This is a genomic window from Xanthomonas sp. WHRI 7945 (assembly GCF_035026585.1).
In genome coordinates this window covers 1-21,674 of the sequence record NZ_JAYIQP010000018.1, presented here as the reverse complement: position 1 = coordinate 21,674, position 21,674 = coordinate 1, and the positions used below count along the sequence as shown (strand labels likewise).

Below are 21,674 nucleotides of genomic sequence, written 5' to 3'. Positions count from 1 at the left end.
CGTCTTTCGCGAGGTGCGCGTGACCATCGCCGGTCCCATCGAACTCGATCTGCACAACGAGCCGCTGCCGCTGTCGGCACCGTTCCGCATCGCCGGGCATGTATTCGAGGCGATGCCGGCGACCGTGGTCACCTTGCGCGATGGCAGGCATGCCGGTCGCGGCGAGGCGGCGGGGGTGTACTACACGCAGGATCGTCCCGAGACGATGATCGCCACGCTCGAAGCGTTGCGCCCGCGCATCGAGGCGGGCATCGACCGGCACACGCTGCGCGCGCTGCTGCCCGCCGGCGGCGCGCGCAATGCGCTGGACTGCGCACTGTGGGAACTGGAATCGCAACGCCGCGGCGTGCCGGTGTGGACGCTGGCCGGGCTGCAGGCGGTGCGCCCGCTGCTGACCACCTTCACCGTCGGTGCCGACGATCCGGCGCTCATGGCCGAGCGCGCGGCGGCCTACGTGCAGGCGCGCGCGTTGAAGCTCAAGCTGACCGGCGATCCGGATCTCGATGGCGCGCGCGTGCATGCCGTGCGCGCGCGCTGTCCCGCGACCTGGATCGCGGTGGATGCCAACCAGGGCTACGACGCCGATTCCCTGCCGCGGCTGTTGCCGGCGCTGGTCGCGGCGAAGGTGGCGCTGCTCGAGCAGCCGTGCGCGCGCGGCCGCGAAGCCGATCTGGACGGCATCGAACGCGCGCTGCCCTTCGCCGCGGACGAAAGCATCCTCGACCTGGCCGAGCTGGAAGCGCGCCACCACCGCTTCGACGTGATCAACATCAAGCTGGACAAGTGCGGCGGGCTCACCGAGGGCCTGCTGATGGCCGCGCGCGCGCGCGAGCTGGGCAAGCAGGTGATGGTCGGCAACATGTGCGGCACCAGCCTGGCGGCGGCACCGGCGTTCGTGCTGGGGCAGTTCTGCGATGTCGTCGACCTGGACGGGCCGATCTTCCTGGCCCGCGATCGGGTGCCGTCGGTGCGCTACGAGGATGGCCACATCTTCTGCGGCGACGAGGTCTGGGGTCCCAGGACCAACGCATGAGCGGCATGGCGGACAAGACATGGTTCGGCCAGCCGCGCGGGCTGACCATCCTGTTCCTGACCAACATGTGGGAACTGTTCTCCTACTACGGCATGCGCACGCTGCTGGTCTACTACATGACCAAGCAGCTGTTGTTCGCCCAGGAAAAGTCGTCCTTCATCTACGGCAGCTACACCGCGATGGCGTACTTCACCCCGATCCTCGGCGGGGCGGTGGCCGACCGCTGGCTGGGCAAGCGCAACGCGGTGATCATCGGCGGCAGCGTGATGGCGCTGGGCCATTTCCTGATGGCGTTCGAACCGCTGTTCTACGTCGCGCTGGCGACGATCGCGTTCGGCAACGGCCTGTTCCTGCCCAGCCTGCCCAGCCAGATCAACGACCTGTACGCCGCCGACGATCCGCGCCGCGGCAGGGCCTACAACGTCTACTACGTCGGCCTGAACATCGGCGGCTTCATGGCGCCGCTGATCTGCGGCACCCTGGGCGAAGTCTACGGCTGGCACTACGGCTTCGGCGCCGCCGGCATCGGCATGTTCGTCGGGCTGGCCATCTACGTGCTGGGCCGCGGCTATCTTCCGCCGGACAGCCGCACGCGCGCGCCTGCGCCGGCCGCCGCGGGCGCATCCAGCGGCGACGGCAAACGGGTGTGGTTGCTGCTGCTGGGCGTAGGTCTTGCGGCGACGATCTTCCGCGGCGCCTACGAGCAGATCGGCAATACGCTGTCGCTGTGGATCGATGCCGGCGTGGACCGGACCTGGGGCAATGCGGTGATTCCCATGACCTGGTTCCAGTCGCTCAATCCCCTGCTGGTCATCAGCATGACTCCGCTGCTGCTGCTGCACTGGCGGCGTCGCGCCGATGCCGGCCGCGAGACGCCGCCGGCGCGCAAGATGGCGATCGGCGCAGTGATCGTCGCGCTGGCCTATCTACTGCTGGCGGCGCTGGACGGAGCGGCCGGCGGCGGGCGTGTCGGCTGGCCTTGGGTGCTGGCGTTCTTCGCGATCCTCACCCTGGGCGAGCTGTACATCCTGCCGACCGGGCTTGGCCTGTTCGCGCGCCTGGCGCCGCCGCGGCTGGGCGCGACCACGGTGGCCGCGTGGTTCCTGGCGATCTTCACCGGCAGCCTGCTGGCCGGCGCGGTGGGCGCGTTGTGGTCGCGGATCGGCCATGCCGGATTCTTCGTGCTGCTGGCCGGACTGGCGGCGCTGGCGGCGTGCCTGTTGTGGATGCTGGACCGGCCCATCCGCCAGGTGGAACGGGACCGCAGTCCTGCGGCGGCCGCATCGCCGCCGCCGGCCGCGGCGGGCGCGCTGCCGAAGGAGCGTCTTCGTTGAAGTCCGCCGGTTTTCCTCTGCCGGCGGTGTCTGCTGTCGTCGCGATACCTACCAGGAGCACACCGATGTTGCGAGTGCGAGGTTCCATTCTGATGCTGGCGCTTGCCGGCTGTTGCTCGGCGCCTGGCGCGATGGCTGCCGCCGGCGAGACGTACGACGTGCTGATCCGCAACGGCGTGGTCTACGACGGCAGCGGCGCCGCCGGCCGGCGCGTCGACGTGGCCGTGCGCGCGGACCGCATCGTCGCGTTGCTGCCGGCGGGGAGCGTGGCGGAGGCCACGCAGACCGTCGATGCCCGTGGCCACGCGGTGGCGCCGGGCTTCATCAACATGCTGAGCTGGGCGCCGGAAGCGCTGATCGCCGATGGCCGCGGCGTGAGCGATACCAAGCAGGGCGTGACCCTGGAGGTGTTCGGCGAGGGCTGGTCGATGGGTCCGTTCACCCCGAAGATGAAGGCCGATGCGCTGAAGCAGCAGGGCGACATCCGCTACCCGATCGAATGGACCACGCTGGGCCAATACCTGGATTACCTGCAGAAGCGCGGCATCACGCCGAACGTGGCCTCGTTCGTCGGCGCCACCACGGTGCGCATCCACGAGTTGGGCGAAGGCGACGTCGAACCCGATGCCGCGCAGCTTGCGCGCATGCAGGAACTGGTGCGGCAGGCGATGGGCGAAGGCGCGCTGGGCGTGGGCGGCTCGCTGATCTATCCGCCGGCCGCCTTCGCCGACACCGGCGAACTCGTCGCGCTCGCGCAGGCCGCGGCCGAATCCGGCGGCGGCTATGTCGCGCACATGCGCAGCGAGGCGGACCGGTTCCTGGAGGCGCTGGACGAAACCATCGCCATCGCCCGCGCCACCGGGCAGCGCGCCGAGGCGTATCACCTCAAGGCGGCGGGCGAGAAGAACTGGCCGAAGATGGCCCAGGCGATCGCGAAGATCGATGCGGCGCGTGCGCAAGGCCTGGCGGTCAGCGCCAACATGTACGCGTACACCGCCGGCGCCACCGGCCTGACCGCGGGCTTGCCGCCCTGGGTGCAGGCCGGCGGCCACGAGGCGATGGTCGCCCGGCTCAAGGATCCGGCCATCCGCAAGCGGGTGATCGCCGAGATGAAGGATCCCAACGTCGACTGGGAGAACATCCGCCTGCTCACCGGTTCCGACGAGCGCGTGCTGTTCATCGAGTTCAAGAACGAGAAACTCAAGCCGTTCCTCGGCAAGACCCTGGCCGACGTGGCCAGGGTGCGTGGCACATCCACCGAAGAGACCGTGCTCGACCTGATCGTGGAGGACGATTCCCGCGTGGTCGCCGCGTATTTCCTGATGAGCGAGGACAACGTCGAGCTGGGCCTGAAGCAGCCGTGGACCAGCCTGGGCTCGGACGCCGAATCCTCGGCGCCGGAAGGCGTGTTCCTCAAATCCAGCACGCATCCGCGCGCCTACGGCAATGTCGCCAGGTTCCTGGGCCACTACGTGCGCGACCGCAAGCTGATGCCGCTGGAAGAGGGTATCCACCGGCTGACCGGCCTGCCGGCGGCGAACTGGAAACTACGCGACCGCGGTTGCCTGCAGCCGGGCTGCTTCGCCGACATCGTGGTGTTCGATCCGGCGACGATCGCCGACCACGCCACCTACGCGGCGCCGCAGCGGTACGCGACCGGCGTCAGCGACGTGTTCGTCAATGGCGTGCAGGTGCTGCGCGACGGCGAGCACACCGGCGCGAAACCGGGGCGCGTGGTGCGCGGGCCAGGCTGGCGCGAGCGCAAGCAGGACTGAGTGCGATGCCGATGCGGCCGGCGTCGGCTGCTTCGCGCACAGGTAGTTTCCAAACGTATTGACAATTCTCTGATTAGGACGATTATCTCCTATCAGAGCATGCCAGATCGCCGCGAGCGCCACGCCGCGCGGCCCGCACGTACGGATCGCCATCCGGGGAGAGCAAGATGAACGCGTTCCAGTCCACCCGCCCGTGGTACCGCTCGCCGTTGTCCCTGGCCATCGTCGGCAGCCTGGCGTGGGTGGCCACGGCCCCCGTCGCGGCGCAGCAGCCTCCCGCACTCCAGCCGGCCACCGCCGAGCGCCTGGCAACGCTCGACAAGGTGGAAGTCACCGCCAACAAGCGCGTCGAAAACATCCGCGACGTCGCCGCGTCCATCAGCGTCCTCGGCGAGCGCCAACTGGAAAACCTCGGCGCCAGTTCGTTAGCCGACTACGCGAGCCTGATCCCGGGAATGCAGGTGCAGGACAGCGGCAGCCCCGGGCAGACCTCGGTGTCGCTGCGCGGCATCTCCGCACTGTCCTCCGGCGCCACGGTGGCGACCTACATCGACGAGGTTCCAGTCGGATCGAGCGGCATCTACCAGGGCGCCAACACCTTGATGCTGGACGTGCTGCCCTACGACATCACCCGGGTCGAAGTGCTGCGCGGGCCGCAAGGCACGCTGTACGGCGCCGGCGCCATCGGCGGCCTGCTCAAGTACGTGACGCGTGCGCCGGAGGTGAGCGGCGAGGAGTTCCGTCTCGGTGTCGGCCTGCGCTCGGTGGCCGGCGGCGGACAGGGCTGGAACACGCGCTTCGGCGCGAGCGTGCCGCTGAAGGAGGATCGCCTGGGGCTGCGCATGAGCTTTGCGCGCAACGAGCTGCCCGGCTACACCGACAACGCCACCGACGGCCGCAAGGACATCAACGACAGCGAACAGATGGGCGCGCGCGCGGCGCTGTTCTGGGACGGCGATGCGTTCGACGCGAACCTGTCGGTGCTGCAACAGCGCATCGATGCCGACGGCCGCGGCGGCACCGCGCTGGACCCGGACACGCTCGAGCCGCTGTTCGGCGACCACGTGGACCGGACCTGGCAACCGCAGCCGTTCTCCAAGGAACTGACCCTGACCTCGCTGAGCCTGGAGTGGGACCTGGGCTGGGCCGACCTAGTGTCGGCCACGGGCTGGTCGCAGACCGACACGATGACCCAGACCGATTCGACCATCCAGTTCGGCGAGGTCGCCAACCTGGTGCTCGGCCTGCCGGAGCCGGGCAGTTCCTTCGTGCGTTACGACTTCGACCTGGACAAGATCACCCAGGAACTGCGGCTGAGTTCGAAGAGCGGCGGCGCGTTCGAGTGGCTGCTGGGCATGTTCTACACCAAGGAGGACGCGGTGCAGAGCCAGCTCGCCGCGTTGCGCCAGCGCGACGGTTCGCCGCTGCCGGCGCCCTACGACCAGATGTACGAAACGCTGACCTTCCTCGGCATGCCCAGCACCTACAAGGAGTTCGCGGTGTTCGCCAACGGCGCGTGGCGCATCGGCGAGCGTTTCAAGATCGATGCCGGCGTGCGCCAGGCGCGCAACGAACAGTGGTTCAGCCAGAACGTGAGCGAGGGCATCCTGGTGCCGCTCGGCGATACGCCGGGCGAATCCGAAGAGGACGTGTTCACCTGGAGCCTGAGCCCACAGTTCAAGTTGAGCGAGGACAGCATGCTCTATGCGCGCGTGGCGACCGGCTACCAGCCGGGCGGGCCGAACGTGGCGCTGCCCGGCATCCCGCCCAAGGTGGATTCCTCGATGCTGACCAGCTACGAACTCGGGCTGAAGTCCCAGTTCGCCGACCGCCGCGTGCAACTGGACCTGGCCGCGTTCCGCATCGAGTGGGACGACATCCAGGTCAGCTCCTCGTTCAATGGCATCGGCGGCCTGGTCAATGGCGGCGAAGCGACCAGCGAGGGCGCCGAACTGTCCACCTGGTTCCTGGCCACCGACCACTGGACCATCGGCTTCAACCTCGCCTATACCAAGGCCAGTATCAAGAACGACTTCGCGCCCACGGTGATCCCGCAGGACGGCTTCGACATCGTGCTCAATACCGGCCTCGCCGGCGACCGGATGCCGTACGCGCCGCGGCTGGCGTGGGCGTTGAACACCGAATACGCCTTCGCCATCGGCGGCGGCTTCAACGGCCAGGTCGGCGCGTCGCTGCGCGGCGTGGGCTCGCAGCTCAACGCGACGACCGAGCGCCAGCGCGTGACCGCACCAGGCGACCCGTCGACCGTGCTGGACGAGGTGGTGACGCCGCCGCTGCGGCTGGACAGCTACCGCACCGTGGACGTGTACGCGGGCATCGGCAGGAACAACTGGGAACTGCGCGTCTATGCCAACAATGTCACCAACGAAGACGCCTGGTCGTCGTTGTCGCCGGTGAACAGCGAGGTGAGCGGCACGCCGGTGCAGGTGGCGGCGGTGCCGATCCGGCCGCGCACCGTCGGCGTCGAGTTCGACTACCGGTTCTAGCCGCGCACCGCCCGCCGTCGGCGGTGCGCATCGCATCGGCCGCCGCGCAACGGCAGTCCGCCCCACGATCTCCAGGTGAACGACCGCGTATGCCACAGACCCGCCCGCCATCCACGCCGGCATTGAAGGCCTTGCCAGGGCCGTATCTCCTGTTCCTTGGCGATGTCACAGAAGCCGGCTACGCCAAGACCGCGTTCGGATTGCGCGACTGGGCGCCGGAGCGCTGCGTCGGCGAGTTCGCCTGCGCCGGCGCGACCGTCACCACCGGCTTGCCGCGGATGACGCCGGCCGAGGCCGCCGCGCGCGGCGCGCGCTCGCTGGTCATCGGCGTGGCCAATGCCGGCGGCGTCATCCCGCAGGCCTGGGTGGGCTCGATCCTGCAGGCGATGGAAGCCGGCCTGGACATCGTCAGCGGCATGCACGTGCGCATGAGCGAGATCGAGCGCCTGCGCGAGGCGGCCGCCGCGCTGGGGCGCCAGCTCATCGACGTGCGCCAGCCGCCGCCGGGCATCCGCGTCGCCACCGGCCAGCCGCGCCGCGGCAAGCGCTTGCTGACGGTCGGCACCGACTGCGCGTTGGGCAAGAAGTACACGGCGCTGGCGCTGGCCAGGGCGTTCGCGCAGCGCGGCGTCGATGTGGATTTCCGCGCCACCGGCCAGACCGGGATCATGCTCGCCGGCAGCGGCATGCCGATGGATGCGGTGGTGGCCGATTTCGCCGCCGGCGCGGCGGAGTTGCTTTCGCCCGAGGCCGCCGACGGCCACTGGGACGTGATCGAAGGGCAGGGTTCCTTGTTCCATCCGGCCTATGCGGGCGTCGCGCTGGCGCTGCTGCACGGCAGCCAGCCCGATGTGGTGGTGGTCTGCCACCAGCCGGGGCGCGAACGCGTGCTGGGCCATCCGCAGTTCGCGCTGCCCAGCATCGAGGAGACCATCGCGCTGGCGCTGCAGCTGGGGCGACGCACCAATCCGGCGATCCGCTGCGCGGGCGTGAGCCTCAACACGGCACACCTGGGCGAAGCTGCGGCGCATGCACTGTGCGCGGCGGAGAGCAGGCGCCTGGGCTGCGCGGTCGCCGATCCGATGCGCGGCGGCGCGGCGTTCGACGCCTTGGTGGAGGAGTGCCTGGCATGAAACCCGTCGATCTTGTTCTGTGTCGTATTCGCCTGCAGCGGTGCGCGCCGTGAGCGGCGCATCCACCTGGTTCCAGCGCTATCTGCTGCCGGGCTTCGTGTTCCAGGCGGCGGTGATCGCGGGCGGCTACGCCACCGGGCGCGAACTGGTGGAGTTCTTCCTGCCGGCCGGTCCCTGGGGCGGCTTGCTGGGCATGGCGGTGAGCATGCTGGTATGGAGCGCGGTGCTGATGGTCAGCTTCGAGCTGGCCCGGGTCGCGCGCGCCTACGACTATCGTTCCTTCTTCAAGGTGCTGCTCGGCCGCGCCTGGTTCCTGTTCGAGATCGGCTACTTCGCGCTGATGATCGTGATCCTGGCGGTGATGGGCGCGGCCGCCGGCGAAATCGCGCACAGCCTGTTCGGCCTGCCCAAGCTGGCCGGTTCGCTAGGCATGATCGCCGCCACCGGCGCGATGCTGGTCTACAGCAGCGCAGCGATCGAGAAGTTCCTCACCGCGTCGGTGGGCTATCTGTACCTGGTTTATTGCGTGTTCCTGGCCTGGAGCGTGGTCGCCTTCGGAGACCGCATCCAGGCCAACTTCGCCGCCGTGCCGCTCGCCGATGGCTGGTTCGGCGCCGGGCTCAGCTACGCCGGCTACAACGTCGCCACCATTCCCGCGGTGCTGTTCTGCATCCGCCATCTGCGCAGCCGTCGCGAGGCGCTGGCCGCCGGTGCGCTCGCCGGCCCGCTCGGCATGCTGCCGGGCGTGGTGTTCTACATCGCGATGATGGGCTACTACCGCGAGATCGGTGCCGAGGCGCTGCCCTCGGCGTTCCTGCTGGGCAAGCTGCACGCGCCGTGGTTCGAGTGGGCGTTCCAGATCGCGGTGCTGCTGACCCTGGTCGATACCGGCGTGGCGTTGCTGCATGCCATCAACGAACGCGTGGCCAAGACCTTCGAGGAACGGCAGCGGCCGATGCCGCGCGCGCTGCGCCCGGCGCTCGCGGTCGGCTCGATGCTGCTGGCGGTGTACGCCGCCAGCGCCGTGGGCCTGGTCGAACTGATCGCCAAGGGCTACGGCACGCTGACCTGGCTGTTCCTGGCGGTGTACGTGCTGCCGCTGATGACCTGGGGCGTGTGGCTGCTGTGGCGACGCCCGCAGCGCCTCGGCGCCGAGCTTCGCTAGCCAACCCGTCCGGGAGTCCATGATGGCCGCCATTCCGAAATGCCTGCAGGCCGCGATCGTCGCGATCGCTCTTGCCTGGGCCGCCAGCGCGGCCGCCGCGCCGCCGCCGGGCTTCGACGCGCGCGTGGAGCGCATGCTCGCCGAACACGACGTGCCCGGCATGGCCATCGCCATCGTCGAGCAGGGCCGGATCGTGCATGCCAAGGGCTATGGCGTACGCCGCCTGGGCGCGACCGAGGCGGTCGATGCGGACACCATCTTCCCCACCGGTTCCACCGGCAAGGCCTTCACCGCCGCGGCGCTGGCAATCCTGGTCGACGAGGGCAAGCTCGGCTGGGACGACAAGGTCATCGACCACCTGCCCGAGTTCCGCATGTACGACCCTTGGGTAACGCGCGAGATGACCGTGCGCGACCTGCTGGTCCATCGCAGCGGCCTGGGATTGGGTGCGGGCGACCTGCTGTTCATCCCGCGCAGTTCGCGCAGCCGCGGCGACATCGTGCGCGCGCTGCGCCACCTCAAGCCGGCCACCAGCTTCCGCAGCAACTACGCCTACGACAACATCCTGTACGTGGTCGCCGGCGAAGTGATCGCCGCGGCCAGCGGCCAGGACTGGGAAAGCTTCATGCGCGAACGCGTGTTCAAGCCGGCGGGCATGGCCAGCTCGGTCAGCGAGGAGAAGGACCGCTTCGCCAACCCGAACCGGGCGCAGCCGCATGCGCGCCTGGACCCGCGCGTGCGCGGGCTCGGCCCACAGCAGGCGCTGCCCGAGCGCGAGGGCCTGGGCCAGGTGGCCGCGCCGGCCGGCGGCCTGTCCTCCAGCGCCAACGACCTGGCCCGCTGGCTGCAGATCCAGCTGGCGCTCGGCGCATTGCCGGGCAGCGACGGCAAGCGCCTGTACAGCGCAGCGTCCGCACAGGCGATGTGGACCCCGCAGGTGCCGGTGCCGATCAACCCGTACCCGGCGCCGATCGCCGACATCACGCCGAACTTCTCCAGCTACGCGCTGGGCTGGAACGTGCAGGACTATCGCGGCGTCAAGGTCGTGCAGCACGGCGGCGCGGTGTTCGGCGTGCTGACCTTCATCGTGCTGGTGCCCGAGCGCAACCTGGGCATCTCGCTGCAGATCAATGCCGAGGACGTCGGCGTGATGCGCGGCCTGGGCTACGAACTGCTCGACCACTATCTGGGGTTCGCGCCGCGCGACTGGGTGGCGGCGTTCGACACCTGGTACCGGCAGCGCCTGGATGGCGGCCTGGCGGCCTTGCAGGCTGCCGGCAACAGCGCGCGCAAGGCATCGCGTCCCTCGCTGCCGGCCGCCGGCTATGCGGGCCGCTATGCCGATGCGTGGTATGGGCCGATCGAGATCGCCGACCGTGCGGGCAAGCTGCGGATCGACTTCAAGCAGACCCCCAACATGGCCGGGACGCTGCGCCATTGGCAGTACGACACCTTCCGTACCGAATGGGACGATCGCGCCATCGAACCGGCCTACGTCAGCTTCGCGCTGGATGCCGAAGGCAAGGTCGCGCGCATCGCGATGCAGCCGGTGTCGTCGCTCGCCGATTTCAGCTACGACTACCAGGACCTGCTGTTCGTTCCCCTGGCCGACGGGCGCGTGGCCACGCCCTGACCGGCGCATTGCGGCGCGGCGCTCGCACCCGGCCGCCACTCACTGGCTTCACCCATGCGCCTGGCGCAGCGAGCGCCGCTCGTCCGCGGCACATCGGCACATCGGCGCGCCGGCAGCGGACACCGGACATCGGCCGGTCCCCCGGGGATGAAGCACGGGCCTTGGCCGAGTTTCCGCGCCCATGCCACTATGGCCCACGTGCAGTCTCCCGACTGGCGGCGCAGGGTATCGACTAAAATTGCGGGTATCCAAGCGGGCACGAATCCGGGGTTCCAGGGTTCTGCGCCTTACTAATCAACTGGATGGACCGCACATGCTGCTGATGCTCGACAACTACGACAGCTTCACCTACAACCTCGTGCAGTACCTGCAGGCGCTCGGCGCCGAGGTCAAGGTGGTGCGCAACGACGCGCTCAGCGTGGACGAGATCGAGCGCCTGGCGCCGGAGCGCATCGTGATCTCGCCCGGCCCGTGCACGCCGAACGAGGCCGGGGTGTCGCTGCAGCTGATCGAGCGGCTCGGCCAGCACACGCCGATCCTGGGCGTATGCCTGGGCCACCAGAGCATCGGCCAGGCCTACGGCGGCGAAGTGGTGCGTGCCGGCACCATCATGCACGGCAAGACCTCGCGCATCCGCCACGAGGGCCGCGGCGTGTTCGTCGGCCTGCCGGACCGCTACGAGGCCACCCGCTACCACTCGCTGGTGGTGGAGAAGACCACGCTGCCGGACTGCCTGGAAGTCACCGCCTGGACCGAGAACGAGGACGGCACGGTCGAGGAGATCATGGGCCTGCGCCACCGCCAGTTCCCGGTCGAGGGCGTGCAGTTCCATCCCGAATCCATCCTCACCGAGCACGGCCACGCCCTGCTGAAGAACTTCCTGGAGCGCTGAACATGCGTCTGCATCCACGCGCGGCGTTCGCCGCGATCGCGCTGCTGCTGTGCGCGCCGTGCCTGGCGGCGCCCGCCGGCGCCAAGGCGGCCGCGCCGCGATGCGCCGAGGCCGCGCGGGCCCAGGCTGCCAAGCTGCTGGCCTTTCATTCCGACAACGACGAGCGCGCCGAGGTCGGCGACGAGGTCGAGCGGCTGCCGTCCATCGTCAATCCGGCCAATGCCAAGCAGCGCTTCGAGGTGCTGCAGGTGTGGGGCTACATCTACAAGGGCGAGTACCGCATGCGCCTGCTCTACTACCCCATGGCCGACGGCGACTGCGTGCTGATGGGGCAGGAAATCCTCGAGCACGCCAGTCTTTGAATTTCCAGGAACCGCAATGACGCTGACCCCGCAGCAAGCCCTGCAACGCACCATCGAGCACCGCGAAATCTTCCACGACGAGATGGTCGGGCTGATGCGGCAGATCATGCGCGGCGAAGTGTCGCCGATGATGACCGCGGCGATCCTCACCGGGCTGCGGGTGAAGAAGGAGACGATCGGCGAGATCGCCGGCGCCGCGGCGGTGATGCGCGAGTTCTCGCGCACCGTCGAGGTGGCCGACCGCACCCACATGGTCGATATCGTCGGCACCGGCGGCGACGGCTCGCACACCTTCAACATCTCCACCTGCGCGATGTTCGTGGCCGCTGCGGCCGGCGCCAAGGTGGCCAAGCACGGCAACCGCAGCGTCTCCTCCAAGTCCGGCAGCGCCGATGCGCTGGAGGCGCTGGGCGCGGTGATCGAACTGCAGCCCGAGCAGGTGGCGCAGGCACTGGCCGCCACCGGCATCGGCTTCATGTATGCGCCGGTGCACCATCCGGCGATGAAGGTGGTAGCGCCGGTGCGGCGCGAGATGGGCGTGCGCACCATCTTCAACATCCTCGGCCCGCTGACCAATCCGGCCGGCTCGCCCAACATCCTGATGGGCGTGTTCCATCCCGACCTGGTCGGCATCCAGGCGCGCGTGCTGCACGAGCTGGGCGCCGAGCGCGCACTGGTGGTGTGGGGCCGCGACGGCATGGACGAACTCTCGCTCGGCGCCGGCACCCTGGTCGGCGAACTGCGCGACGGCCAGGTGCGCGAGTACGAAGTGCATCCTGAGGATTTCGGCATCGCCATGTCGGCCAGCCGCAACCTCAAGGTGGCCGACGCCAACGAGTCGATGGCGATGCTGCGCGGCGTGCTCGACAACGTGCCCGGTCCGGCGCTGGACATCGTCGCCTTCAACGCCGGCGCGGCGCTGTACGTGGCCGGCGTGGCCGACGACATCGGCGCCGGCATCGCGCTGGCGCGCACGGCGATCGCCGACGGCCGCGCGCGCGCCAAACTCGATGCGTACGTGGCGTGCACGCAGCGCTTGGCCGACGTTCGCGACTGAGGATGCGGGACCCGAAGCGCTTGCCCGCCTGAGCGCGCGGCATTGGCATCGCGGCGGGCGGTGCCGATGTCGCCCGTTGTCCGTCCAGTGCGCCGGCAGCCCGTGTTGGGCGTGCGCGACGTCCGTGTCGTGCAGCCAAGCGACACGCAAGCCGTGGCGACGTGCGGACACTCCCGCGTCCATCCGAGATGGCCGGCCCTTCGGTCGGCGCGTAAGCTGCCCGCTGCGCCGCGTCGGTGGCGCACGACGACAAAGGGTTTGCATGGCCAACCGCTCCTATCTCTACAGCCTCAGCAACCGGCCGGCCTCGTATGGCGATCGGCCCGAAACCATTTCCAGCCTCTCCGAATGGGCCTACGACGTGCCGTTCGTGTATCGGCTGCTGATGTCGGCCGATCCCCAGGTGTGCGCGTCGCTGGTGGCGGAGGGCCTGGATGACGAGGACGACGACGAGGTCGATGGGGAAGACGAGGTCGAGAGCGGGGAGGAGAGCGAAGACCAGGCCGGACGCGAGGACGAGGACGAAGAGGCGGGCGCCGACGAAGACGATGACCAGCCGGCGCGCCTGCATGCGATCAGCAGCCCGTTCGCCCCGGGCCTGGAGCGGGTCAAGCGCTTCGCCGAGATCGTCAAGGCGATCGCGGCCGCGCCTCCCCTGCCGCCTGCGCCAGCGCCGGTCGTGGCGCCGCCAGCGTCCCTGATGGGACGCCTCAAGCGACTGTTCTCGGCGACGCCCGCGCCGGTCGAAGCGCCGGTCCCGGTGCCGGCGACGGTCGAGCACCTGCCAGGCTGGCTGGACGAGACCGTCGCCTTCCTGGAAGCGAACCGCGACGCGTTCCTGCTGCTGGAGACCCTCGAACTCGACATGATGTCGGCGATCGGCGAAGAAGACCTGCGCCACTGCGTCGAGCAGGAGATCGGCCGATGCCGCGAGGTCGGCGCCGCCTTCGACGCCCTGCCGGCCGACCTCCACGAGGCCGCGACCCTGCTGCGCCGCCTGGCCGTCGAAGAGGGCGCACCGCCGCTCGATGTCTTCCACGGCCTGCGCTTCGACGACGACTGCGACAGCACGCGGACCGGCGCCACCGAACGGCCGCTGGGACTGACGAACTGGTCCGAGGTGCTGTACTTCGAATTGTCGGACCAGGACGAGCCCGACGCAGACCAGGCCAAGGACTGAATCCAAGATCCGTCTGGTCGAACGGCACCGGCACTACGCTATTGCCGAGTCCCGAGTCCCGAAACTAGAGTCCCGGCCTGTTCAGCCCAACTTGGCCGATAATGCCGCGTCCCCCGGAACCCCGAGCGCATGAGCGACATCCTCCGCACCATTCTCGCCCGCAAGGCCGAAGAGATCGCCGCGCGCAGCGCGCGCGTGTCGCTGGCCGAGCTGGTCTCCCGCGCCGGGGCCGCGCCGCCGGTGCGCGGCTTCGCCCGCGCGCTGCAGCGCGCGATCGCCGACGGCGAGCCGGCGGTGATCGCCGAGATCAAGAAGGCCAGCCCGTCCAAGGGCGTGATCCGCCCCGACTTTCACCCGGCCGACATCGCGGTCAGCTACGAATTCGGCGGCGCCGCCTGCCTGTCGGTGCTGACCGACGTGGACTTCTTCCAGGGCCACGACGACTACCTGCAGCAGGCGCGCGAAGCGTGCACGCTGCCGGTGCTGCGCAAGGACTTCACCATCGATCCCTACCAGGTGTACGAGGCGCGCGTGCTCGGCGCCGACTGCATCCTGCTGATTGTCGCCGCGCTGGACGACCTGCAGCTGGCCGAGCTGTCGGCGCTGGCGATGGAGCTGGGCATGGACGTGCTGGTCGAGGTCCACGACATCGACGAGCTGGAGCGCGCGATCCAGGTGCCGGTGCCGCTGATCGGGATCAACAACCGCAACCTGCGCACCTTCGAGGTGTCGCTGCAGACCACGCTGGCGATGCGCGACGCGGTGCCGCGCGATCGCCTGCTGGTCACCGAAAGCGGCATCCTCGGCCAGGCCGACGTGGCGATGATGCGCGCGGCCGGCGTGCACGCGTTCCTGGTCGGCGAGACCTTCATGCGCGCCGAGGAACCCGGCGAAGCGCTGCGCCAGTTGTTCTTCGAGCCATGAGCGGCGCCTATTCCGCCCCGCGCGCCGACGCGCCGCTGGTGGTGTTCGATTTCGACCACACGCTGTACGACGGCGACTCCGGCAGCCACCTGTTCGCCTGGCTGATCCGGCGCAACCCCTTGCGCCTGGCCGCCGCGCTGCTGGCCACGCCGCTGCTGGGGCCGCTGGTGGCGATGCTGCCGACCCGGCGCACCGGCATCTCCGGCTACGTGTGGATCGCCAGCTTCGGCCTGCACCGCGCGCGCGAGTTCAACCGGGTGATCGACCAGTACGTGCTGCGCCACGAGGCGCAGATCCGCCAGCGGCTGTTGCCGCAGGCGCTGGAGGTGTTCGCCCGGCACCGTGCCGCCGGCGACCGGGTGGTGGTCGCCACCGGCGCGCCGCCGGAGCTGGCGCGCGCCATCCTGGCCTTCGTCGCGCACCAGGACGTGCCCGTGGTCGGCAGCCTGATCGGCCCGCGGCTGGGCGCGGTCACCGCCACCCGCCACTGCCACAACGAAGAAAAGATGCGCATGCTGCGCGAGCTGGGCTATGCCGACATCGCCATCGCCTATTCCGACAGCACCGCCGACCTGCCGTTGCTGCAGGCCGCCGCTACGCCGGTGGTGGTCAATCCCAAGGCCTCGGCGGTGGCGTGCTTCCGCCGCGAACTGCCGTCCGCCACGCCGATCCTGAACTGGGGTTGCCGCGATCGCGCCGGCGACGCCGTGACGGCACCGGCCGCGCCGCGCGACTAGACCTGCCAGCGGTACAGCGTGCTGCCGATCTGGTACAGGCTGATGCCCAGCACCAGCACGCCGACCGCCACCAGCACCCAGCGTTCGCGCACCCGCTTCACCAGCACCGCCGCCAGCGGCGCGGCCAGCATGCCGCCGACCAGCAGGCCGAGCACGATCTCCAGGTGCTGCACGCCCATGCTCAACAGGAAGGTCAGCGAGATCGACAGCGTCACCAGGAACTCGGCGGCGTTGACCGTGCCGATCGTGGTGCGCGCCTGGCCGCCGTGGGCCAGCAGGGTCGAGGTCGCCACCGGGCCCCAGCCACCGCCGCCGCTGGCGTCGAGCAGGCCGGCGACGAAACCGAGCAGCGGCACCCGCCGCACCTGCTGCCGCGGCAGCGCCCGGCCGGCCGCGCGCAGCAGGATCAGCACCGCCAGGCCGAGCAGGTACAGGTGCACGAAGGGGCGGATGAGCTCGCCGGGCAACTGGGTCAGCACATAGGCGCCGAGGACGCCGCCGGCCATGCCTGGCAGCGCCAGGCGCAGGAACAGGCGCTTGTCGACGTTGCCCATCGCCAGGTGCGACAGGCCCGAGGCGCCGGTGGTAAAGACCTCGGCGCTGTGCACGCTGGCGCTGACCGCCGCCGGCGGCAGGCCCATGCTCAACAACACAGACGAGGACACCAGGCCGAAGGCCATGCCCAGCGCGCCGTCGACCAGCTGCGCCGCCAGGCCGACCAGCACGAACCAATAGAAGGTCTCGCTCAGGACCATCGCGATGGTCCGCTGCCGCCGCTAGCGCGGCGCGCAGCCATGCGCGTTGCGCTCAACGCGCGCCGTACAGCACCACGGTCTTGCCGCGGGCGTGCAGGATGCCGTCGACCTGCAGCTTCTTCAGCACGCGGCCGGCCATCTCGCGCGAGCAGCCGACCAGCCGCGCCAGCTCCTGCCGCGACACGCGCAACTGCATGCCCTGCGGGTGGCTCATCGCTTCCGGCTCCTGGGCCAGGTCGTGCAGGGTGCGCACGATGCGGTCGGTGACGTCCAGGAACGCCAGCCGGCTGGCCTTGCGCGAGGTGTCGAGCAGGCGCTTGGACAGCTGCACGCCGATCGCGTACAGCACCCGCGGCGCGTCGGCCGACAGCGACCCCAGGAACAGCTGGTGCAGCCGCTCGTAGCTGATCTCGGCCAGTTCGCACGGGGTACGGGTGCGCAGGATCACCTCGCGCTGGTCCGATTCGATGAACAGGCCCATCTCGCCGACGAACTCGCCGCTGCCGAAATAGCCCAGCACCAATTCGCGATCGTCATCTTCCTCGGCGATGATGCTGACCGAGCCGCTGACGACGTAGTACAGGGTGCCGGCCGGGTCGCCGGGCCTGAACACGTCGGTCCGCGCCGGATAGCGCCGGCGGTGGCTGTGCGCCAGGAAGCGGTCGATCGTGGCGGTGTCCAACGTCAGAGGACTTGGAGCGATGCGCACAGGTGTTGCAGTGGAGGTGTTTCCGGGACTCATGGCGGCTTCGCTACTGCGTGAGTCCCGAAGCTTAACGGGACGCGTTGTCTGCGGCAAACGAGCGCCAATCCCCACGTTTCGCTACGGGCGCGTTTGGCCCATAATTGCTGCCCTTTCTACCCCGTCCATCTTTTAGAGGATTCACGCCCGTGGTCAAGCCGTTGCCTCGCCTGAGGCTGCAAGGTTTCAACAACCTCACCAAGGCGTTGAGCTTCAACATCTACGACGTCTGCTACGCGGTGTCCGAAGAGGAGCGCCAGCGCTACATCGAGTACATCGACGAGCAGTACGACGCCGACCGCCTGACCGAGATCCTCACCGATGTGGCCGAGATCATCGGCGCCAACATCCTCAACATCGCCCGCCAGGACTACGATCCGCAGGGCGCCTCGGTGACCATCCTGATCTCCGAAGAGCCGGTGATCGACAAGAAGCTGGCCGGCAAGGAGATCATCTCCGACGCGGTGGTCGCGCACATGGACAAGAGCCACATCACCGTCCATACCTACCCGGAAACCCATCCGCAGCACGGCATCGCGACCTTCCGCGCCGACATCGACGTCGCCACCTGCGGGGTGATCTCGCCGCTGAAGGCGCTCAACTACCTGATCGAGCGGCTGGAATCGGACATCGTGATCATGGATTACCGCATCCGTGGCTTCACCCGCGACGTGAAGGGCAAGAAGCACTACATCGACCACAAGATCAACTCGATCCAGAACTTCCTGGCCAAGAACATCAAGGCGCGTTACGAGATGTTCGACGTCAATGTCTACCAGGAGAACATCTTCCACACCAAGATGCACCTGAAGGACTTCGACCTGGACCAGTACCTGTTCGAGGAAAAGGCCAAGAACCTCTCGTTCAAGGAGCGCATGCGGATCGAGGCGCTGCTCAAGCGCGAGATCGAGGAACTGTTCCACGGTCGCAACCTGGCCGAGTAGCACGTCACATTCGGCGGGACGGCCCGCCCCGCAGCGTTTGCGCTGCGACCCTTGCCGACGGCGGCCCGATGTGCAGACATCGGGCCGTTTTTGTTTTTATTTGTCTACGGAGACAGACAATGCCATGGATCTACCTGCTGCTCGCCGGCCTGTTCGAAATCGGCTTCGCGCTCGGCCTCAAGTACAGCGAAGGCTTCACCCGCCTCTGGCCGACGCTGGGCACCCTGGCCGGCGCCGGCATCAGCCTGTGGCTGCTGACCCAGGCGCTGAAGGACATCCCGCTGGGCACGGCGTACGCGATCTGGACCGGGATCGGCGCGCTGGGCACGGCCGCGCTGGGCATCGCGCTGTTCGGCGACAGCGCGTCGCCGGCGCGGCTGGCCTGCATCGGCCTGATCGTGGCCGGGGTGATCGGCCTGAAGCTGGTCCAGTCCTGAGCGCTGCCGGGTTCGCGGCCTATAAAGAATGTCGCAGGCGGCAGCGCTGCCAACGTTCGTGGCAGGCGCTGCGGGTCAACTTGAGGCGCGGGCCGATCCGGGCGCTCGCAGTGCTCGCCTGGCTCCGCTGTCATGGGCGCCGAGGCTGAGAAGCGGCGACTGCCGAGCCATCAGGCCACGGCGGGGCGGCGCGCGCCGAGGACGCGGCCGATCAGCATCTGGTGCGCGACCGCGGCCAGCAGTGCGGCGATCGACAGCGCGATCGCCACCCGGCTGAGCATGCCGCCGAGGTTGCCGGCGTGCTGCAACTGGTCCAGGCGGCCGAAGCGCGACGGATCGGCGTTGGCATAGGCGATCTCCACGGTCGCGCCGTCGAGCAGCAGCGGCCCGGCCTCGGCGCCGCTGGCCTCGAACGCGCCGCGGTGCAGCCGGCCCTTGCTCTCGAAGACATAGTGGAAGCGGTAGTGCACCAGCGGTTCGGCATGCGCGCCGAACGCGCCGTCGGCGATCACCGGCACCGTCGCCACCGAGTGGTCGCGCAGGATCGCGCTGGCATGGCGGTAGTCGCCGAGCAGGTGGTAGAGCAGGGCGCCGCCGCCGAGCGCGAACAGGCTCGCGAACAGCAGGCGCGAGAGCCAGCGGGTCCGTGGCGATGGCAGATGGATGGAGCGTGCAGGCATGATCGGTCGTGAAAGCAGGCGCAAGCGGCAGGAGGTGCGGCGCGGTGGTGCGGCGAAGTCGGACGGCGCCGGGATGGAAGCGCCAGTCGCTGAACAGGATAGGCGGACGTCGGAACCAGTCAGCTTTCGTTCACTTTAACCCGAATACGCGGGCAATGCCAGCGCGGCACCGGCGGCGCCTGCGCCGCGGCGCGCTCAAAGCCGGTAGGCGACCGCCTTCATCAGCCGCGAGGCGGCGGCCATCAGCGACGGGATCGGCGCCGGCAGCCGCCGCGCGCCGGCCTGTTCGGCGTGTTCGGCATGGCGCGCCTCGTCGGCTTTCATCACCCGCAGCACGTCGCGGCTGCGCAGGTCGGCCGGCGGCAGCGTCTGCAGGTGTTCGTCCAGGTGCGCCTCGACCTGGCGTTCGGTCTCCACCACGAAACCGAGGTTCCAGCCGTCGCCGCGCAGCCCGGCCAGGGTGCCGATGGCGTAGCTGCCGGCATACCAGACAGGGTTGAACAGGCTCGGGCGGCTGTCCAGCTCGCGCAGCCGCGCCGCGCACCAGGCCAGGTGGTCGGTTTCCTCCTGCGCCGCTTCCAGCAGGTGCGCGCGGGTCGCCGGATCTTGGGCGACCGCGGCCTGGCCGAAGTACAGGCCCTGCGCGCAGACCTCGCCGACATGGTTGATGCGCATCAGCCCGGCGGCATGGCGGCGTTCGTCCGGCGCCAGCACCACGTCGGCGGTGGCCGCCGCCGGGTAGGGGCGCTGCGCCGGCGGATCGCCGAACACCGTTTCCAGGGCGCGCTGGGCTTCGACCAGGGCGCGGTCGAGCGGGGTATGCAGGCGGGGAGCCGTCATCGCGAGGGGCCTGGGGATGGTGGGGCATTCGATTTTCGCCCCGGGCCGCCGCCATGCCAAGCGCCGGCGGCGCTGGGGTCCCGGGCAAGGGCCGGACTTGCGCGTGCCGCTGGCGGCGCGTAGAATTCCGCCTCTTGCGTTTTTGCAAGTCACAACGCGTGGCAAAGTTCAGGCAGCGTCCCTGCCGGAATCCGCCCGACCAACCGAGTCTTCTTAATGAGCACCTTCACCGCTAAGTCCGAGACCGTCCAGCGCGACTGGTATCTCGTCGACGCCGCCGGCAAAACGCTGGGCCGGCTTTCCACCGAACTGGCCCGCCGTCTGCGCGGCAAGCACAAGCCGGTCTATACCCCGCACGTCGATACCGGCGATTACCTGGTGGTGATCAACGCCGAGAAGATCACGGTCACCGGCAACAAGCTCAACGACAAGAAGTACCACCGCTTCACCGGCTACATCGGCAACCTGAAGACCGAGACCTTGGCGCAGGCGCTGGAGCGTCACCCCGAGCGCGTCATCGAGATCGCGGTCAAGGGCATGCTGCCGAAGGGTCCGCTGGGTCGCGCCATGTACCGCAAGCTCAAGGTCTACAAGGGCTCCGAGCATCCGCATACCGCCCAGCAGCCGCAAGTTCTGGATATCTAATCATGGCGATCACGCAAAACTACGGCACCGGCCGCCGCAAGTCCTCCACCGCCCGCGTGTTCCTGCGCAAGGGTACCGGCAACATCACCGTCAACAACCGTCCGCTGGACGAGTTCTTCGGCCGTGAGACCGCGCGCATGATCGTGCGCCAGCCGCTGGAGCTGACCAAGAACACCGAAAGCTTCGACATCTTCGTCACCGCCGCCGGCGGCGGCACCACCGGCCAGGCCGGTGCGATCCGCCTGGGCATCGCCCGCGCGCTGGTCGAGTACGACGAAACCCTGAAGTCCGAGCTGCGCAAGGCCGGCTTCATGACCCGCGACGCCCGCGAAGTCGAGCGCAAGAAGGTCGGTTTGCACAAGGCCCGCCGCGCGACCCAGTTCTCCAAGCGCTGATCCACCGCGCCTGGCGAGGAATCCTTCGGGATTCCCCTGGGAAGTACGCAAAAGCCCGGCTTGGCCGGGCTTTTGTCGTTTGGGTCCGACGGCAGCGGCGGTCGCAAGCCAAGCCGTGCTCTTGCGTCGCCTCGATCTCGTGGTCGTTGGTTCGGCGCGCCTGTACCCAGCTCCATGCCGGTGCTGTCTCCTGCTTGAGTGTTGCCATCAGTCGCGCGTGGTTCTACTGCTGCGGATCTAGCGGTGCATCAGTAGCGGTCGACTGCATTGCCGTTCGCAAGAAGGCAATCCGCAGCTCCGCGTTATTTCGCGTTTGCCTGCACCAATGTGTCTGGTGAAAAGCCCCCTTGGAGTCCAAGGGGGCGCGCCGACAGGCGCGGGATGTGGAGAGGGAAGGCCGGGGCCCACACCTTGCGCAGCAAGGTGTGGGGCGCAGGCGCCAAGCGCCTGCGCGAACCCGCAGCCAAACACCAAAAAAAAGGCCGATCTTTCGATCGGCCTTTT

21 protein-coding genes are annotated in these 21,674 nt (G+C 69.0%); 17 read left to right on the top strand and 4 right to left on the bottom strand.

Annotated features, from left to right (window positions below):
* The first annotated feature begins 19 nt into the window (after nucleotides 1–19).
* The 13 genes from VDQ83_RS14650 to VDQ83_RS14590 all read left to right on the top strand — a co-directional run bounded on the left by VDQ83_RS14650 (nucleotide 20) and on the right by VDQ83_RS14590 (nucleotide 15,732).
* Entirely contained in the window at nucleotides 20–1,033 is a 1,014-nt protein-coding gene (locus VDQ83_RS14650; RefSeq protein WP_455435498.1) for a dipeptide epimerase, read from the top strand.
* Complete coding sequence (locus VDQ83_RS14645) at nucleotides 1,030–2,367, top strand: peptide MFS transporter (RefSeq protein ID WP_455435497.1); 1,338 nt, start codon at nucleotides 1,030–1,032, stop codon at nucleotides 2,365–2,367. The genes VDQ83_RS14650 and VDQ83_RS14645 overlap by 4 nt, the downstream gene beginning before the upstream one ends.
* 65 nt (nucleotides 2,368–2,432) lie before the next feature.
* Entirely contained in the window at nucleotides 2,433–4,142 is a 1,710-nt protein-coding gene (locus VDQ83_RS14640) for an N-acyl-D-amino-acid deacylase family protein (RefSeq protein ID WP_455435496.1), read from the top strand.
* A gap of 167 nt (nucleotides 4,143–4,309) precedes the next feature.
* The gene (locus VDQ83_RS14635) at nucleotides 4,310–6,649 is read left to right on the top strand and encodes a TonB-dependent receptor (RefSeq protein ID WP_455435495.1); all 2,340 of its coding nucleotides are present in this window, start codon (nucleotides 4,310–4,312) and stop codon (nucleotides 6,647–6,649) included.
* Between the two features lie 89 nt (nucleotides 6,650–6,738).
* Nucleotides 6,739–7,782 (top strand): DUF1611 domain-containing protein, encoded by a 1,044-nt coding sequence (locus VDQ83_RS14630; protein WP_455435494.1) that lies wholly within the window; start codon nucleotides 6,739–6,741, stop codon nucleotides 7,780–7,782.
* A 49-nt stretch (nucleotides 7,783–7,831) separates the two neighbouring features.
* A complete protein-coding gene (locus VDQ83_RS14625; protein ID WP_455435493.1) occupies nucleotides 7,832–8,947 on the top strand; it encodes a YkvI family membrane protein in 1,116 nt (371 codons plus the stop codon).
* A 22-nt stretch (nucleotides 8,948–8,969) separates the two neighbouring features.
* Nucleotides 8,970–10,580 carry a serine hydrolase gene (locus tag VDQ83_RS14620; protein ID WP_455435492.1) on the top strand — a complete coding sequence of 537 codons (1,611 nt, stop codon included), beginning with the start codon at nucleotides 8,970–8,972 and terminating at the stop codon, nucleotides 10,578–10,580.
* A 313-nt stretch (nucleotides 10,581–10,893) separates the two neighbouring features.
* Entirely contained in the window at nucleotides 10,894–11,472 is a 579-nt protein-coding gene (locus VDQ83_RS14615) for an anthranilate synthase component II (protein WP_455435491.1), read from the top strand.
* A gap of 2 nt (nucleotides 11,473–11,474) precedes the next feature.
* The gene (locus VDQ83_RS14610; protein ID WP_263396898.1) at nucleotides 11,475–11,834 is read left to right on the top strand and encodes a hypothetical protein; all 360 of its coding nucleotides are present in this window, start codon (nucleotides 11,475–11,477) and stop codon (nucleotides 11,832–11,834) included.
* 16 nt (nucleotides 11,835–11,850) lie between these two features.
* Nucleotides 11,851–12,891 (top strand): anthranilate phosphoribosyltransferase, encoded by a 1,041-nt coding sequence (trpD, locus tag VDQ83_RS14605; protein ID WP_455435490.1) that lies wholly within the window; start codon nucleotides 11,851–11,853, stop codon nucleotides 12,889–12,891.
* A 262-nt stretch (nucleotides 12,892–13,153) separates the two neighbouring features.
* Nucleotides 13,154–14,071, top strand: coding sequence for a DUF7822 domain-containing protein (locus VDQ83_RS14600; RefSeq protein WP_455435489.1), 918 nt, complete (start codon nucleotides 13,154–13,156; stop codon nucleotides 14,069–14,071).
* A gap of 129 nt (nucleotides 14,072–14,200) precedes the next feature.
* Nucleotides 14,201–14,995, top strand: a complete 795-nt coding sequence (gene trpC, locus VDQ83_RS14595) for an indole-3-glycerol phosphate synthase TrpC (RefSeq protein WP_455435488.1) — start codon at nucleotides 14,201–14,203, stop codon at nucleotides 14,993–14,995.
* Complete coding sequence (locus tag VDQ83_RS14590; RefSeq protein WP_455435487.1) at nucleotides 14,992–15,732, top strand: haloacid dehalogenase-like hydrolase; 741 nt, start codon at nucleotides 14,992–14,994, stop codon at nucleotides 15,730–15,732. Before trpC ends, VDQ83_RS14590 begins: the two co-directional genes overlap by 4 nt.
* Here the strand turns inward: VDQ83_RS14590 and VDQ83_RS14585 are convergent.
* Nucleotides 15,729–16,487, bottom strand: a complete 759-nt coding sequence (locus VDQ83_RS14585) for a sulfite exporter TauE/SafE family protein (RefSeq protein ID WP_455435486.1) — start codon at nucleotides 16,485–16,487, stop codon at nucleotides 15,729–15,731. The genes VDQ83_RS14590 and VDQ83_RS14585 overlap by 4 nt on opposite strands.
* 52 nt (nucleotides 16,488–16,539) lie before the next feature.
* Nucleotides 16,540–17,229 (bottom strand): cAMP-activated global transcriptional regulator CRP, encoded by a 690-nt coding sequence (crp, locus tag VDQ83_RS14580; RefSeq protein WP_046979198.1) that lies wholly within the window; start codon nucleotides 17,227–17,229, stop codon nucleotides 16,540–16,542.
* 149 nt (nucleotides 17,230–17,378) lie between these two features.
* Here crp and speD point away from each other — a divergent pair, with 149 nt between their 5' ends.
* Together speD and VDQ83_RS14570 are read left to right on the top strand one after the other, a co-directional pair.
* Complete coding sequence (speD, locus tag VDQ83_RS14575) at nucleotides 17,379–18,173, top strand: adenosylmethionine decarboxylase (RefSeq protein WP_003476431.1); 795 nt, start codon at nucleotides 17,379–17,381, stop codon at nucleotides 18,171–18,173.
* A gap of 119 nt (nucleotides 18,174–18,292) precedes the next feature.
* The gene (locus VDQ83_RS14570; protein ID WP_263396904.1) at nucleotides 18,293–18,610 is read left to right on the top strand and encodes a DMT family transporter; all 318 of its coding nucleotides are present in this window, start codon (nucleotides 18,293–18,295) and stop codon (nucleotides 18,608–18,610) included.
* A 170-nt stretch (nucleotides 18,611–18,780) separates the two neighbouring features.
* On the opposite strand, the gene VDQ83_RS14565 is transcribed toward VDQ83_RS14570, so the two are convergent.
* Both VDQ83_RS14565 and coq7 read right to left on the bottom strand, forming a co-directional pair.
* Nucleotides 18,781–19,290, bottom strand: a complete 510-nt coding sequence (locus tag VDQ83_RS14565) for a hypothetical protein (RefSeq protein WP_455435485.1) — start codon at nucleotides 19,288–19,290, stop codon at nucleotides 18,781–18,783.
* A 195-nt stretch (nucleotides 19,291–19,485) separates the two neighbouring features.
* Entirely contained in the window at nucleotides 19,486–20,130 is a 645-nt protein-coding gene (coq7, locus tag VDQ83_RS14560; protein ID WP_263396906.1) for a 2-polyprenyl-3-methyl-6-methoxy-1,4-benzoquinone monooxygenase, read from the bottom strand.
* 216 nt (nucleotides 20,131–20,346) lie between these two features.
* Between coq7 and rplM the strand changes: the two genes are divergently transcribed.
* Together rplM and rpsI are read left to right on the top strand one after the other, a co-directional pair.
* Complete coding sequence (gene rplM, locus VDQ83_RS14555) at nucleotides 20,347–20,775, top strand: 50S ribosomal protein L13 (RefSeq protein WP_003470250.1); 429 nt, start codon at nucleotides 20,347–20,349, stop codon at nucleotides 20,773–20,775.
* A 2-nt stretch (nucleotides 20,776–20,777) separates the two neighbouring features.
* Nucleotides 20,778–21,170, top strand: coding sequence for a 30S ribosomal protein S9 (gene rpsI, locus VDQ83_RS14550; RefSeq protein ID WP_003470251.1), 393 nt, complete (start codon nucleotides 20,778–20,780; stop codon nucleotides 21,168–21,170).
* Nucleotides 21,171–21,674 lie beyond the last annotated feature (504 nt).